Consider the following 15124-nt stretch of genomic DNA (forward strand, 5'->3'; position numbering starts at 1 on the left):
GTCTATTTGTGTTTCATTATTAATCTTCAAGTCTTTTTAAATTGCTTCTAGTGCAAACTGAATCAATTGATACGAGAGCCAAAACATCAAACAACCGATTCCAAAATCTAATACTTTCCAAGCCATCGGTTTTTTAAATACAGGCATTAACCATCTCGCCCCGTATCCTAAACCAAAAAACCAGACAAAGGAGGCAATCAAAGCTCCGATCAAGAAATTAACTTTTTGATCAAATGTCAAAGTCCCAGCTATGCCACCGATGATGACGACCGTATCTAAATACACATGTGGATTTAAAAGTGTAATCGCTAATGTGAGTAAGATTGTTTTGGGAATGGTCATGATTTTAGGAGCTGTTGAAACATCCATTGTGTGTGATGACGAAAATGCACTACGAAAAGATTTGAATCCGTATAGGAGTAGAAATAGTCCTCCAACACTCGCAAGACCAACATTTGCAAACGTATTATTCTTAATGGCGGTACCAATCCCTAGTACGCCCATGCACATCAACAACACATCGCATAAAAAACAAACTAGCGCTACCCAGAAAATATTATTCCTTAATAAGCCTTGTTTAAGGACAAAAGCGTTTTGAGCACCGATTGCGACGATAAGCGTACCTGATGTTACTATGCCTTTTAAAATTTCATTCACTTGACGTCTCCTCTTTCATTATCTTTATCTCTAAACTGATGAGTGGTGCTTATGTAATTCTTTCAACTATTAAGTATACTATCGTAAATAAAAAGTACCGAACCCTATTTATTAGGATTCGGTACTTACAGATGAAATAGCTTACATCATTCCGCCCATTCCACCCATGCCGCCCATATCAGGCATTGCAGGAGCAGATCCGGCTGGTTCTGGTTTATCAGCGATGACGGCTTCCGTCGTTAAGAACATCGCTGAAACGGACGCCGCGTTTTGAAGTGCTGAACGCGTCACTTTCGCTGGGTCGACGATTCCTGTTTCAATCATGTCGACATACTCGTCTGTTGCCGCATTGTAGCCCATTCCTGGCGCTTCATGCTTGAGACGCTCGACGATGACTGAACCTTCTTGACCCGCGTTTTCCGCGATTTGACGAAGTGGTGCTTCGAGTGCGCGAAGAACGATGTTGACGCCTGTTGCTTCGTCGCCTGTTGAGACTGACAGAATCGATTCGACGGCTTTCGTGACGTGAATGAGAGCTGTTCCCCCACCTGCTACGATGCCTTCTTCGACTGCTGCGCGTGTCGCGTTGAGTGCATCTTCAATTCGGAGCTTACGTTCTTTGAGTTCTGTCTCCGTTGCTGCCCCGACTTTAACGACGGCTACGCCGCCTGCGAGTTTCGCCAAACGCTCTTGTAATTTCTCGCGATCGAAGTCACTTGTCGTTTCTTCGATTTGCGCACGGATCGTCCCGACGCGTGCTTCGATTGAATCGCCGTGTCCGTGACCTTCGACGATTGTCGTGTTGTCTTTTGAGACGACGACTTTCGACGCGCGACCGAGTTGCGTGATTTGTGTTTCTTTCAGATCAAGACCGAGGTCTTCTGTGATCAATTCTGCACCTGTGACGATCGAGATGTCCTCAAGCATCGCTTTACGGCGGTCACCAAAGCCTGGTGCTTTGACTGCTACCGCGTTGAACGTACCACGGAGTTTGTTGACGACGAGTGTCGCGAGTGCTTCGCCTTCGACGTCTTCTGCGATGATGAGAAGTGGTTTGTTTTGTTGGACGACTTGCTCGAGGACTGGAAGAATCTCTTGGATGTTTGAGATCTTTTTGTCCGTGACGAGGATGTATGGGTTCTCAAGGACCGCTTCCATCTTGTCTGAATCTGTGATCATATATGGTGACGCGTAACCACGATCGAACTGCATCCCTTCGACGACGTCGAGTTCTGTCGTGAAGCCACGTGATTCTTCGATCGTGATGACACCATCTTGACCGACACGTTCCATCGCTTCTGCAATCAATTGACCGACTTCTTCGTCTGCGGCTGAGATCGCTGCGACTTGGGCGATTGCTTCTTTACCTTCAATCGGTTTAGCGATCGTGTGCAACTCTTCGACAGCGCGACGGACCGCTTTTTCGATTCCTTTACGGATGACCATCGGGTTTGCGCCCGCTGTGACGTTTTTAAGACCTTCCCGAATCATCGCTTGTGCGAGGACTGTCGCTGTTGTCGTACCATCCCCTGCGATCTCATTCGTTTTTGAGGCAACTTCTGCGACGAGTTTTGCACCCATGTTCTCGAAGTGATCTTCGAGTTCGATTTCTTTCGCGATCGTCACACCATCATTCGTGATGAGTGGTGAACCGAACTTCCGCTCGAGGACGACGTTGCGTCCTTTTGGTCCGATCGTGACTTTGACTGCATCCGCTAATGCGTCGACCCCGCGGAGCATTGCCCGACGTGCTTCTTCACTGAATAAAATGTCTTTTGCCATGACTGAAATCCCCCTTTAGATGATTAACTGAATTACTCGGCTACTGCCAAAATATCGCTTTCGCGTAAAATTAAGTATTCATTGCCGTCGACTTTGACTTCTGAACCGGCATATTGTGCATAGATGACGTGATCTCCGACACTCACTTCAAGTGGTACACGTACGCCTTGCTCTGTCACACGGCCTGTACCGACAGCGACGACTTTACCCTCTTGTGGTTTTTCTTTCGCTGACCCAGGAAGAACGATTCCTCCGAGTGTTGTTTCTTCTTTTTTAACGACTTCGATCACGATGCGATCACCAAGTGGTTTTAACATGCGAAACATCCTCCTTGAAAATGACTGTTTTTTAGCACTCACTTTCGTTGAGTGCTAACATATTTTTATCTTATACGCTTTCTCTTCTGAATTCAAGCCTGAACCTTTATCCGTTTTCCCGAAATCGACACCTTTGAATCATCGTCAATCGTGCGCCAAGACCGTTTGTTTGTTACAATCGGGACAGTACCTTCATTACAAAGGAGTTGTGTCCTGTACGATGAAAAATCCAATCAGTCTGCCTTTCGTGATGGCGGAGAAGTGGCAAAAGCGTCACGTCATCCCGATCATCATCTATCTGATCGTCCAATTGGTTCCGGGTTCGTTCCAGTATTTCCTTCCGAAGAATGTCATTGCTGACGTCGCCGGTTGGTGGCTTGCGATCGGCTTTACGGTCGCTGTCATCGTCTCCTACTACTGCTTGCGCCCCGATTGGCAGAAGTGGAAGGCAGAGGGACGTCAAACCGATCCGATGGATACGTTGAAATGGATCGGAATCGGGATCGTGCTCTTGTATGCGCTCTTGATCAGCGTCAATTTGATTGATGCCTGGATGGCAGGCGGGATCGAAAATGTCGCGAAATCGCAAAATACGGATCAGATCATCCAAGCGATCCAAGTCATCCCACTCCTGCAAGTCATGGTCGTCTTGCTTGGACCGATCATGGAAGAGTTCTTGTTCCGGCATATCCTGTTCGGCAATCTCTCCTCGAAGCTCGGTTTCTTCTTCAGCTTCATCTTGACGGGTGCCTTGTTCGGACTGATTCACCAAGACAACAAATTTTTAATCTATGTCGCGATGAGTTTTGTCTTCTCGCTCGTCTTCGTCAAGACGCGCCGGATCATTGCTCCGATCGCCATCCATGTCTTTAACAACGGAATCGTCGTACTCGCCATCTACGCGATGTCTTAATTTACGAAAGGTCGTGTTTTCATGCGTCAAAGCTCGAACTTCATGGCAGTGTTCTATGCCATATTTGGTATTCTCTTCATGTTCCTTGCTTACAACAATTCAGTCGAGGCAGGAACGGTCTTCAACTTCTGGACGATCCTGTTGACATTGTTCGCCGCGATCGACTTCTACCGTCTCTACTTGATCTTCCGCTTCCGCGCAGCAGCAAAGAAGATGATCAAGAAGGAACAGGACAAAAAGAACGACAAGCAATAAAAAAACGAGATTTCCGTCAGGCGGAAATCTCGTTTTTTGGTTTATTCTTTCGCTTGACCCTTGCGGTAGGAATCGATGATCGTCTTCGCCACATCGAGACTCAACCGTTCATCTAAGACCAAGTTCTTGATCATATTGACGAATTCGACATCTTCCTGCTGCACCGAATCAATCCGCTCGATCAACTGGTTCAACTTCGCCCGGACGGTCGGGTAGGATACTTGATAGGCAGTTGCCATATCCTTCAACGAACCAGAGCTCAAGACGAACTTCCGGATGAACTCGAGATGTTCCTGTTCGAGTGCCAGTACCCAAGCGGGCACGTCTTGTCGTTCCATCGTGTTCCCTCACTTCTCTTACAGATTTTACAAACGGGAAAGCCCATATCGGGCATAGCCAGCCTTTAGGCATGGGATGAAAGTGAGTTCGGATGTTTTTCCATCCGACGTTCGGGTATATCTATTTCATAGACAAGTACAAGTCTCTAAAACACCTGCGTCCATCGCCCCTTGAAAATCGTATACGGTTCGGTCATGAAAACATGTGACCGGTAAAACGATGCCTGTCGTCATGCAAAAGACGCTAAAACATCAGATGGACACACCTGCAACGACCTGTGGTGGATGGTAACAGTCCACCAGCCTGAGAACCTATACGGTCTGTCTCAGGAGGGGTGATGGCACACCCTTATCTGAAGGCTTGAGCAAAACAGAAATGGACTGCGCTCACATAAGCACTTCAGAATCCCACGGTTTTAATCGTGGGAGTGTCAAAAATCTTGAATCTCCATTCGTTCTTTTTCACGCTTTAGTTGCTTGCGGCGCGAGTCGACGCCCATCTCAGCCATTGAGATCATCATGGACAACCCCACACACGTACCGATTCGGATCACTGACTCCCGATCCGATGTGTGTGGTCCTGTTCCGTAATACCAGTAAATTCCGAGGCCGATAATGATGGCTGGAATGATGAGACTCCAGACTCTCCCGCGTCTTGCTAAGTAAAATTGTACGATACAGACTGTGACAATACCAATGACGATTCTTACCATTTGCATCCTATCGCCTCTCCCTTATGATTATATCAATAATATTAACTTTAAAATAAATAATATTAAACATTATTTTAACTATAATCAAAAATAAGCGATTTTCTTTAAAAATAATCGACTTTAATCTATTTTCAGGAACGAAAAAAGAAGGACTGACGATTCAGTCCTTCCTTATATTTACGACAATCACGCACTGCGGACGTCGTCTTTTTTACCTTCTGTCGACATGAATGTCTCGAGTTGGTCTTCGTCCAGAACACCTTCCCACTTCGCGATGACGAGTGAAGCGAGCGTGTTTCCTGTGACGTTGACGACCGAGCGCATCATATCCATGATTCGGTCAATCCCCGCGATGAAGGCAAGTCCTTCTGCCGGGATACCGACCGTACCGAGTGTTGCGAGTAAAACGACGAAGGAGACGCCAGGAACGGCAGCCATCCCTTTTGATGTCAGCATTAAGACGAAGACAAGCGTCAGCTGTGTTCCGATCGAGAGATCAATCCCGTACATCTGTGCGATGAACAAGGCTGCGAGCGCTTGATAAAGCGCAGATCCATCAAGGTTAAACGAATAACCCGTCGGTACGACAAAGCTAACGATTGATTTCGGAACACCCATCTTCTCGAGTTTTTCCATGATCCGTGGCAGTACCGTCTCAGACGATGCCGTCGAATACGTCAGCAATAACTCGTCCTTGAAGATACGCGTGAAATCAGAAACACGAATGCCGACCCACTTCATGATGGCACCGAAGACGATCACCATGAAAAGAAGCGCTGTGACGTATAATGTCGCAATCAGTTTAAACAATGAACCGAGCGATTCAATTCCGAACGTCGAGACCGTGACACCGATCAAGGCGAAGACACCGATCGGCGCGAACTTCATGACGATATTGACGAGATTGAACATCGCTGCTGCGACGCCTTCAAAGAAGCGAACGACCGGTTGACCTTTCTCTCCTGCAAAACCGACACCGAGTCCGAATAAGACCGAGAAGAAAATGATTGCGAGCATATCACCGCGGACCATCGCGTCCAAGATATTCGTCGGGACGATGTTGACGATCTTGTCGACGAGTCCTGCATCTTGTGTCGTCTCTTCTGTTTCGACATACGTCGAGATGTCCGTTTTATCGAGTGTCGACATGTTAATACCAGCACCCGGTTCAACGAGATTGGCTGCGAACAGCCCCGTGAAGATCGCGATCATCGTCACGATCGTGAAGTAACCGAGCGTCTTGACGCCGAGACGTCCGAGACTTTTCGGACTACCGACTGATGAGACACCGAGAACGATCGTCGTGAAGACGATCGGAACGACGATCATTTTCATCATCCGGATAAAGATGTCACCGATTGGCTTAAGCCACTCCGCGACATGGGGATTCCCATAAAATACACCACCGACTGTGATCCCGAGAATCAAGCCGATTAAAATTTGCCAGGCAAGGCCAATTGGCTTACGTTTCGTAGTTGTCATACCCTTCCTCCTTATACATCCGTCTTACTTGTATCCTACATGTAGTGGAACATAAGTAGAATTTTGTCCTAAATACAGTATGTTGTCAAATCGTTCTGTTATAGTACAAAAATGAAATTCATACAAAAAAACGTCCAAAATCCGCTTGTTTCCAAGCATTTTGGACGTTTAAACATTATTCAAGATTGTTGATTAACGCGTTCCTCAATCAACGCTCGATTGCGTTTTTTGAAGACTTCATTGTGTGATGAGACCATCGCTACTTTTGGCGCTTCCGGCTCGATGAAGCGTTTCGCCCGGTTGACGGCGTTCGCTGCATCTTGGAAGGCACCTGAGATCAAGTGAACCTTCCCGTCGTGCGAAAGAATATCTCCGGCAGCATATAGTCCCGGTACACTTGATTCGCTCGCCGCGTTACCCGCGATATAGAAGTCATCGACCCGTGCGATATCGAGATCACACGCGTCAAGCAGTGCTGCATCCTGTTCATACCCATGATTGATGATGACTTCATCAATTGGAATCTCGACGATTTCGTCTGTTTGACAGTCGATCAATTCGACTGATGCGATCCGTTGATGATCAGGACTTGCGATCAGCTTGTGAATCGTCGTATTAAGGAGACAGACAGCAGAACTTTTGACGAGCTGATCGACTTGCGCCTCGTGCCCCGAGAAACAATCCCGGCGATACGTGACGTAGACTTTTTTCGCGACCGGTTCGAGCTCGTTCGCCCAGTCAATCGCAGAATTTCCACCACCTGAGACGATGACGGTCTTTCCTTTAAAACGTTCAATCGATTTGACCGTATAGTTCAAGTTCGACACTTCAAAGCGCTCCGCACCCTCGACTTTTAATTTTTGTGGATTGAGGATGCCGCCGCCGACCGCAACGATGACCGTCTTCGAATAATGGATCTGACCCGATTCTGCTTCTAAGACGAAGTTCCCGAAGACGTCTTTTGCGATCGAGATAATCTTTTCATTCAATTGAACAGTCGGTTGGAACGTCAGTCCCTGTTCGACGAGTTGAGCCATGAGTTTTTCACCGGTGATTGGCGGCTGTCCGCCGACGTCCCAGATCATCTTTTCCGGATAGACGTGCAGTTTTCCTCCGAGTTCTGCTTGATACTCGATCAATTTCGTCTTCATGCCCCGAAGACCACTATAGAACGTCGAATATAACCCTGCTGGTCCTCCGCCGATGATCGTTACGTCGAACAACTCCTGTTCCCTCATCTCACTCACTCCTCGTCTTTGATTACGACTGATTATCATTCTCACTCCCTCATGATAACGTGAACATCTCTTGAACACAAGAAAAAATGTTGACAGCGTTTTTATAGGACTGGTATGGTTAATGAGACGATAGTGATAATCATTATCATTGTAAATGGAGAGAACAACGAAGGAGTCGTCGCGTATGGTACGTCTAGCAACAGAAGAAATCAATATCGGCTACGGTGATCGTCCCATCGTCAAAGATTTGTCCGTCCAAATTCCCGATCGACAAATCACGACGATCATTGGGGCGAACGGATGTGGCAAATCGACTTTATTGAAAGCGATGACACGGATCATTCCTCATCAATCAGGACGTGCATTGCTCGATGGTCTCGATATCGCCAAGGAAAGCACGAAGCTACTTGCCCGGAAAATGGCTATTCTGCCACAAACTCCAGAGAGTGCAAGTGGTCTGACGGTCGCAGAGCTCGTCTCATACGGTCGTTTCCCGTACCAAAAAGGATTCGGACGCTTGACGAAACACGATTACGAGATCATCGATTGGGCACTCGAAGCAACGGATACGATGGCATTCAAACACCGTCCGGTCGATGCGCTGTCGGGTGGTCAACGTCAACGGGTCTGGATTGCGATGGCACTCGCCCAAGAGACGGACATCATCTTCCTCGATGAACCGACGACTTATCTTGATCTCGCCCACCAACTCGAGGTGCTCGAACTGCTCGAGCATCTCAACCGGACCGAAGGACGGACGATCGTCATGGTCCTGCATGATTTGAATCAAGCGGCACGGTTCGCCGACTATATCATCGCCATGAAAAACGGTGAAGTCGTCAAAGCCGGAACGTGTGAGGAAGTCATCGCAAAAGACGTCTTACAAGAAGTATTCCATATCGATGCTGAAATCGGACGCGATCCGCGGACGAACAAGCCGATGTGTATCACCTACAACTTAATCAAGGGAGATTGAATCATGAAGAAACTACTTTTACCGGTTCTACTCATTCTCACGCTCGTCATCGCAGCGTGTGGCAATACAGAGAAAAAAGACGACGCAGCATCTGGGTCGAAAAACGAGACGATCACGTACAAATCGGAGAATGGTGACATTAAAGTTCCGGCTAATCCAAAACGTGTCGTCGTCCTCGCTGGTTTTGCCGGCAACGTCATGGCACTCGACGTTCCTGTCGTTGGTGTCGATTCGTGGTCAAAAGCGAATCCGAAGTTCGACAAACTCAAAGATGTCACGGAAGTATCGGAAGAGAACGTTGAAAAAATCATCGAACTCGAACCCGATTTGATCATCGGCTACTCAACAACGAAAAACCTCGATAAAATTAAAAAGATTGCTCCGACAGTTACGTACACATACGGAAAAGTCGACTACTTGACGCAACACATCGAAATCGGTAAATTGCTCAACAAAGAGCAAGAAGCACGCGACTGGGTCAAAGACTTCAAAACACGCGCTGCTGCTGCCGGTAAAGACATCAAAGCAAAAATCGGTGAAGATGCTACTGTTTCTGTCATCGAAAGCTTCGATAAACAACTCTACGTCTTCGGCGATAACTGGGGTCGTGGAACAGAGATTCTCTACCAAGAAATGAAATTGAAAATGCCGGATAAAGTCACGAAGATGGCATTAAAAGACGGATACTACGCATTGTCACCAGAAGTCCTTCCTGAATACGCAGGCGACTACCTCGTCTTCAGTAAGAGTGCGGAAGCGGACAACTCATTCACGAAAACGGATACGTTCAAGAACATTCCAGCCGTCAAAAACGATCGTGTCTTCGAAGTCGATTCGAAGGAATTCTACTTCAACGATCCGCTCACACTCGAACGTCAACTCGAGTTCTTCAAGAAAAGTTTCCTTGGCGCATAATGAATAAGGGAGGGAACCTGCGGGATTCCTCCCTTTTTTTGTGGCTCACTCACTGAATCAGAAATGGAGGCGACATTCATGTCAGCTGGTCGAATTCCGTTCGGCATTAAAATCACACTCGGTCTCGTCCTCTTTTTCGGGATGTTCTGGATCGCAATGACGTTCGGTGCCGCCGATACGACGACGCGCGAAGTCTGGAACGCTTTGACGTTCGGACCGTTGAATGAAAAAGCAAAAATCGTCCAGGAAATCCGCTTGCCACGGGAACTGGCAGCGATCCTCGTCGGAGCAGCACTCGGTGTCTCAGGTGCCATCATGCAAGCAATGACACGCAATCCTCTCGCCGATCCCGGTCTGCTCGGTTTGACGGCGGGTGCGAATGCAGCACTGGCGCTCGTCATCGTCCTGTTCCCGAAAATTGACTACTTCGGAATCATGATCGCGTGTTTCGTCGGAGCAGCACTCGGGGCAGCACTTGTCTTTGGAATCGGGGCTTCGAAAAAAGGTGGCTTCTCACCGCTCCGGATCGTCCTTGCTGGTTCCGCGATTTCAGCGTTTCTGTACGCGATTGCGGAAGGCATCGGGATCTACTTCAAGATTGCCCAAGATGTCTCACAATGGACGTCCGGGGGACTCGTCGGCTCGACCTGGGGACAACTGCAAGTCATCGCGCCGGTCATCGCGATCGGTATCGTGATTGCGTTCATTTTCTCGCGGCAATTGACGATTCTCAGTCTTTCGGAAGAAGTCGCGCTCGGACTCGGACAGAACATCCAGCGGATCAAGGCGGTGCTCTATGTCGTCGTCATCCTGCTTGCCGGTGCTGCTGTTGCCCTCGTCGGTAACATGGCGTTCATCGGGCTGATGATTCCGCATATCGTCCGTGCGATCGTCGGGACGGACTATCGATTCATCCTGCCGATGACCGCGATCTTTGGCGCAACGTTCATGTTGCTTGCCGATACGATCGGACGGACGCTGTACGCGCCCTATGAAACGCCAGTCATCGCAATCGTCTCGATGCTCGGGCTACCGTTCTTCCTCTTGATCGTTCGGAAAGGAGGGCGTGCTTTCTCATGATGGAATCTCGTTTACGCCGTCGCCAGCAACTGACGTTTTGGACGTTGCTGGCACTATTGATCGCAACACTCGTCGTCAGCATCGGTCTTGGACCTGCTTCTCTCTCGTACGATCGTTTACTGCCGACGTTACTTGGAAACGGATCGTTCAAAGAGGAGTTCGTCCTCTATTCGCTCCGCTTACCCCGACTGCTCATCACCGTCATGGCGGGAATGGCACTTGCCTTATCCGGTGCAATCTTACAAGGCATCACCCGCAATGAACTCGCTGATCCTGGTATCATCGGCATCAATACGGGAGCTGGCGTCGCCGTCGCCTTGTTCTTCCTGTACTTCCCGACCGATGTCGGGTCATTCATCTATCTGTTACCGATCGCCGCCTTCTTCGGTGCACTCGTCACCGCGACAGCGATCTACCTGTTCTCGTACGACCGTTTACAAGGACTCCAACCGATTCGGTTGATTTTGACCGGTGTCGGCTTCTCGATGGCACTGTCTGGAATCATGGTCATCCTGATTTCATCGACGCGTCGCGAAAAGGTTGACTTCATCGCCAAATGGCTCGCTGGTAACATCTGGGGGACGGACTGGGTTTTCGTCTACTCACTGTTACCGTGGTTACTCGTCTTGATTCCACTGACATTCTACAAGGCGAATAAGCTCAATCTGCTTGCCTTGAATGAACCGGTCGCGATTGGTGTTGGCGTCGCGATTGAAAAAGAACGGATCCAACTCTTGTTGACAGCTGTTGCGCTCGCCGCTGCTGCCGTTTCTGTCACCGGTGGGATTTCCTTCATCGGTCTGATGGCGCCGCATATCGCCCGCGCGCTCGTTGGACCACGGCATCAGTTCTTTCTGCCGATTGCCCTCTTACTCGGCGGCTGGTTGCTTGCGTTCGCTGATACGATTGGACGCAACATCGCGGGACCAGACGGTGTACCGGCTGGGATTGTCGTCGCCTTGATTGGAGCACCATACTTCATCTATCTCTTGTTAAAAAAATAATCAAAAATCTGAACTGCTCCCTGTCAAGTAGACAGGACAAATAATAAAAATCTTTTAAACGGCTTGAGCTCTGTATTCTAACGGAGCCAAGCCGTTTAATCGTTGTTGGTACCGTTCTTCATTATAGAAGTGAATATATTTCTGGATCGCGAGTCGGAGTTCGTCGAACTCCACAAACTTATGTAGATAATAACTTTCGCACTTCAACGCTCCCCAAAAAGACTCCATCGGACCGTTATCAATACATCTTCCAACCCGAGACATGCTTTGTGTAATGCCTGCTACGCGTGTCATATGACGAAACGCATGAGACGTATATTGAAATCCTCGATCACTATGAAGCAAGGGACGACTTCCCGGTGCGCCCTGTAGGGCGAGTTCGAGAGTATCGAACACGAGCTGATTATTATTGGAGTGCCCAAGAACGAAGGCACGGATGGATCCATCATATAGGTCTAGTATGGCGCTCAAATATGCCTTCTGAGAGGCGCCGTACTTCAGTTCCGTGACATCCGTCACCCATTTTTGGTTCGGTCCTGCCGCGTTGAAATCACGGTTCAGAATGTTCTCTGCGGTCTGTTGAGGGCGATTACGAATATACAAAGGACGTTTCCGGCGTATGACGCAATGAATACCGGCGATATGCATCAGACGACGGACACGCTTTGCGTTGACGTTTCTTCCGAAACGGCGTTTCAGGTTCAATGTCATCCGTCGGTAGCCATAAATTCCGTTCACCGCAAGGTGGATCTCGTTCATCTCTTCGATGATTTTCATGTTCTCCGTTTCACGTGTCTGCGGTATGCCAATCCGGCGTAACCACTTGTAGTAGGCAGCGCGCGAGACACCAGCGAGGTGACATAGGGCGATGATTGGGTAACCAAATTGCTCTACCGATGATTGGATGGCTTCATATTTATCTTGAAGACGAATTTGACTTAACGTGACCTCCTCTCGATCTCCTCTAACTTTTTTAAGAAATCATTCTCCATGCGTAGACGCTCATTTTCTCGCTCGAGTCGTTTCAGCTCTAACGCCAAACGTTCTTCATCCGTCAATTCTTCTACTGGCTTCTGACGCCCGCGACGGTCCATCAGTGCGTCGATTCCGTCCTTCTCGAACTTTCTTACCCAACTATAGATTTGTTGGTATGAGACCCGATGGGTCTCCATGATGCGTTGATAGTCTTTTCCGCTTTGTATACAGTCCATAACTGCCTGAACACGTTCTTCGAATGTGGTGGTTCTACCTCTAGTCATAATGGATCGCTCCTTCAATGGTTTCCCTTGAGTACTATGACTAGTATACTTCTCTATCCACTTCGCAAGTAGACCTTTATCCGAGATATCAAACCGTGCCGTAGCGCTAATAAGCGATTCTTTTTGGTCGAGTACTGCACGTATAGCCTCCATCTTTAGTTCTTCCGGATAACGCGTCCACTTTGTTCGATTACGAAGTGCCATGGAGCCGCCCGTACGATATTTTGTCCTCCATCTATTTAAGGTGCTGACTGAAAGCTCGAAGAGCGAGGCAATCGATTTGATCGAGTCGATTCCGTCTTCACACATCTTAATGATTCTTAGTTTTTCATCTGACGAAAACTTAGATGTAGTCATAGAAAAAGCTCCCTTCAAAAAAGTAAACAGTTTTTGTTATTTCAACTGTCTACTTTTTGGGGAGCATATCACTTTCGCTGATTAATGCGGACTTTTTGCTTTAACGTTTCCACCACGCACGTTCGATTTCACCCATCGTCACGTACGCCGGATCGATTTGTTTGACTAACCGGTTCAGTCGAGTGACACCAAGACTGACTCCACCAACCCAAAAGAGGAAGATGCCAAATAAATAACCAGAGGCACTTGGAATCGACTGCATGACAAAGTAAATCAGCCCCGCCACAACATAACCGATGATTGTCAGACGAGCTACTTTTTGGACAGTTTGTTGATAGATAGTCGGTGTTAAATACGACTTCATGAGCCGTAACCGGACGATTTCTCGAGCGACTGCCGTCGCGCAAAGACAAAAGAGCATGATTGGAAGAAAGGCGGATGTAATTGCCGAAACAAACCAAGCAAATACCGCAAAAATCAATACAGGGATCAAAAAGAAATAAGCGATGACATGCACTGGACGTTTCATTACATTTAGACGTGCTTGTCGCTCGAATAGGTGTTCCATTTCGATGTTCCTTTCTGTCTGACGAAGCGGGCTACTTCTCCGTCACTGATATAGTCCGGGTCACGCGCCCCATCGCGTCGGATGATCCATTCGCTGATGAAATAGAGCGGTGTTAAAATCGCAAAGATCGCCACAAGCATCTGCCAGAACGGTCCCTCGATCGTCTGGATGATGACGATCGTTAAGACAACGTACAGTAGGACGTGACTACCGACACGGAGTAAAAATTGCCGACGGACCTGTGCTTTTGAGATGTAGCCGTCTAAAATTTTTCGTTTTTTTAGTTGGTAGCGAAAATCGGAGCTGAGAAAAAGGGCTGGAATCGTCAAAATCAACAAGGGGATATCGGTCCACTCGATCAAGATACCGACTGTTATGAATAAGAGCACATTCCAGTACCAACGTGTGCCGAGCCACTCGACGTCCCGGTACGCGAGCGCAAGTTTTTGTAGACGTTCTTCTCGAGCCGTTTGCATAGCCTCTTCTCCTTTAGCGTGGTTTGTGGATTTCTTTTTCCGTCACATACGTGGGATCGATCTTTCGTGAAACGAACTCTAACGCTTTTCGACAGAGCCAGTAGAACGGAATGACGATGATGACGAGACCGATCAAGAAAGATGTATTCGGGCGATCGACTGCCCAAACGATCAGACCGGCAAGCGCTCCGTATTGTAAGATGCTGATCAACACATGCACCTGATAGAGCCGTCTTGCAGAAGTCTCTAATGTATATTCCGCAACAAGCGCGAACCGCTTGCGTTGTAGCAACATGTCATAGCCAAAATACAATAACGGGACGATCATCGCGTAGACTGGTTTCTCGAGTGTGTTACTGAGCGCTAAGAATGCCGCAAGCATGACCCACATGCCGGTCTGTGTCTTTTGGTGCATCTCTTTGTATAGCCCCGCTAAGGCATCCGTTTGTGTATGTACGTGTTCCATGATCATCCACCTCTCTATACTGTCATATACTTACATTTTACTAGATCGGTTTCATCTGTAGTACGATTTTCAAAAAAAAAGATGTCCTACCGCTTAGGGTAAGACATCTTCCATGAAGACTACGCACTGACCTGGATGATCAGATAGATGACGCTATAGGCAACGATCGCGAGCGGTATCATCGCGACACCGATCAGCCAGCCGTTTTTGTCACGGATACCAAGATATAAGACGAGACACCCTACGATGAAGGCGATTAAGGTCGTGAACGGATTCATGGTTGTTCCCCCTCTGACTTGTTTCTGTTCTTAAAATTCCCCCTCTTCTC

General features: G+C 48.0%; 18 protein-coding genes. 6 read left to right on the top strand and 12 right to left on the bottom strand.

What is annotated here, in order from left to right; genetic code table 11:
• Positions 1-36 precede the first annotated feature (36 nt).
• The 3 genes from MKY22_RS14645 to groES all read right to left on the bottom strand — a co-directional run bounded on the left by MKY22_RS14645 (position 37) and on the right by groES (position 2756).
• Complete coding sequence (locus MKY22_RS14645; RefSeq protein WP_341089578.1) at positions 37-657, bottom strand: LysE/ArgO family amino acid transporter; 621 nt, start codon at positions 655-657, stop codon at positions 37-39.
• Between the two features lie 141 nt (positions 658-798).
• Positions 799-2439, bottom strand: coding sequence for a chaperonin GroEL (groL, locus tag MKY22_RS14650; RefSeq protein ID WP_023469586.1), 1641 nt, complete (start codon positions 2437-2439; stop codon positions 799-801).
• A 32-nt stretch (positions 2440-2471) separates the two neighbouring features.
• Entirely contained in the window at positions 2472-2756 is a 285-nt protein-coding gene (groES, locus tag MKY22_RS14655; RefSeq protein ID WP_023469587.1) for a co-chaperone GroES, read from the bottom strand.
• A 220-nt stretch (positions 2757-2976) separates the two neighbouring features.
• On the opposite strand from groES, the gene MKY22_RS14660 reads away from it, so the two are divergent.
• Complete coding sequence (locus MKY22_RS14660) at positions 2977-3669, top strand: CPBP family intramembrane glutamic endopeptidase (RefSeq protein ID WP_023469588.1); 693 nt, start codon at positions 2977-2979, stop codon at positions 3667-3669.
• Between the two features lie 21 nt (positions 3670-3690).
• Positions 3691-3924, top strand: a complete 234-nt coding sequence (locus MKY22_RS14665; protein WP_023469589.1) for a DUF4305 domain-containing protein — start codon at positions 3691-3693, stop codon at positions 3922-3924.
• A gap of 41 nt (positions 3925-3965) precedes the next feature.
• Here MKY22_RS14665 and MKY22_RS14670 read toward each other — a convergent pair whose 3' ends face one another.
• From MKY22_RS14670 to MKY22_RS14685, 4 genes are all read right to left on the bottom strand, one after another.
• Complete coding sequence (locus MKY22_RS14670) at positions 3966-4262, bottom strand: DUF2089 family protein (protein ID WP_023469590.1); 297 nt, start codon at positions 4260-4262, stop codon at positions 3966-3968.
• A gap of 431 nt (positions 4263-4693) precedes the next feature.
• On the bottom strand, positions 4694-4981 hold the full coding sequence (locus MKY22_RS14675) for a hypothetical protein (protein WP_341089582.1): 288 nt from the start codon (positions 4979-4981) through the stop codon (positions 4694-4696).
• Between the two features lie 180 nt (positions 4982-5161).
• Positions 5162-6457: a cation:dicarboxylate symporter family transporter gene (locus MKY22_RS14680; protein ID WP_047394356.1), complete on the bottom strand. Its 1296-nt coding sequence runs from the start codon at positions 6455-6457 to the stop codon at positions 5162-5164.
• Positions 6458-6636: 179 nt separating this feature from the next.
• Positions 6637-7695, bottom strand: coding sequence for an NAD(P)/FAD-dependent oxidoreductase (locus MKY22_RS14685; RefSeq protein ID WP_341089586.1), 1059 nt, complete (start codon positions 7693-7695; stop codon positions 6637-6639).
• Positions 7696-7879: 184 nt separating this feature from the next.
• Between MKY22_RS14685 and MKY22_RS14690 the strand changes: the two genes are divergently transcribed.
• The 4 genes from MKY22_RS14690 (at position 7880) to MKY22_RS14705 (ending at position 11670) form a co-directional block, all read left to right on the top strand.
• Complete coding sequence (locus MKY22_RS14690; protein ID WP_023469594.1) at positions 7880-8671, top strand: ABC transporter ATP-binding protein; 792 nt, start codon at positions 7880-7882, stop codon at positions 8669-8671.
• Between the two features lie 3 nt (positions 8672-8674).
• Positions 8675-9586 carry an iron-hydroxamate ABC transporter substrate-binding protein gene (locus tag MKY22_RS14695; RefSeq protein WP_055969400.1) on the top strand — a complete coding sequence of 304 codons (912 nt, stop codon included), beginning with the start codon at positions 8675-8677 and terminating at the stop codon, positions 9584-9586.
• 78 nt (positions 9587-9664) lie between these two features.
• Complete coding sequence (locus MKY22_RS14700) at positions 9665-10666, top strand: FecCD family ABC transporter permease (protein ID WP_055969403.1); 1002 nt, start codon at positions 9665-9667, stop codon at positions 10664-10666.
• A complete protein-coding gene (locus tag MKY22_RS14705; RefSeq protein ID WP_341089590.1) occupies positions 10663-11670 on the top strand; it encodes a FecCD family ABC transporter permease in 1008 nt (335 codons plus the stop codon). The genes MKY22_RS14700 and MKY22_RS14705 overlap by 4 nt, the downstream gene beginning before the upstream one ends.
• 54 nt (positions 11671-11724) lie before the next feature.
• Here MKY22_RS14705 and MKY22_RS14710 read toward each other — a convergent pair.
• The 5 genes from MKY22_RS14710 to MKY22_RS14730 form a co-directional block, all read right to left on the bottom strand.
• A protein-coding gene (locus MKY22_RS14710; protein ID WP_341089593.1) for an IS3 family transposase occupies positions 11725-13286 on the bottom strand; the annotation gives its coding sequence in 2 pieces (ribosomal slippage) (positions 11725-12653 and positions 12653-13286; 1563 coding nt in all).
• 100 nt (positions 13287-13386) lie between these two features.
• Entirely contained in the window at positions 13387-13854 is a 468-nt protein-coding gene (locus MKY22_RS14715) for a hypothetical protein (RefSeq protein ID WP_341089595.1), read from the bottom strand.
• A complete protein-coding gene (locus tag MKY22_RS14720) occupies positions 13821-14330 on the bottom strand; it encodes a hypothetical protein (RefSeq protein ID WP_214728439.1) in 510 nt (169 codons plus the stop codon). Before MKY22_RS14720 ends, MKY22_RS14715 begins: the two co-directional genes overlap by 34 nt.
• A 13-nt stretch (positions 14331-14343) precedes the next feature.
• Entirely contained in the window at positions 14344-14796 is a 453-nt protein-coding gene (locus MKY22_RS14725; protein WP_341089598.1) for a hypothetical protein, read from the bottom strand.
• Between the two features lie 119 nt (positions 14797-14915).
• The gene (locus MKY22_RS14730; protein WP_014971497.1) at positions 14916-15074 is read right to left on the bottom strand and encodes a hypothetical protein; all 159 of its coding nucleotides are present in this window, start codon (positions 15072-15074) and stop codon (positions 14916-14918) included.
• Positions 15075-15124 lie beyond the last annotated feature (50 nt).

Source organism: Exiguobacterium sp. FSL W8-0210 (assembly GCF_038006045.1).
GTDB lineage: Bacteria > Bacillota > Bacilli > Exiguobacteriales > Exiguobacteriaceae > Exiguobacterium_A.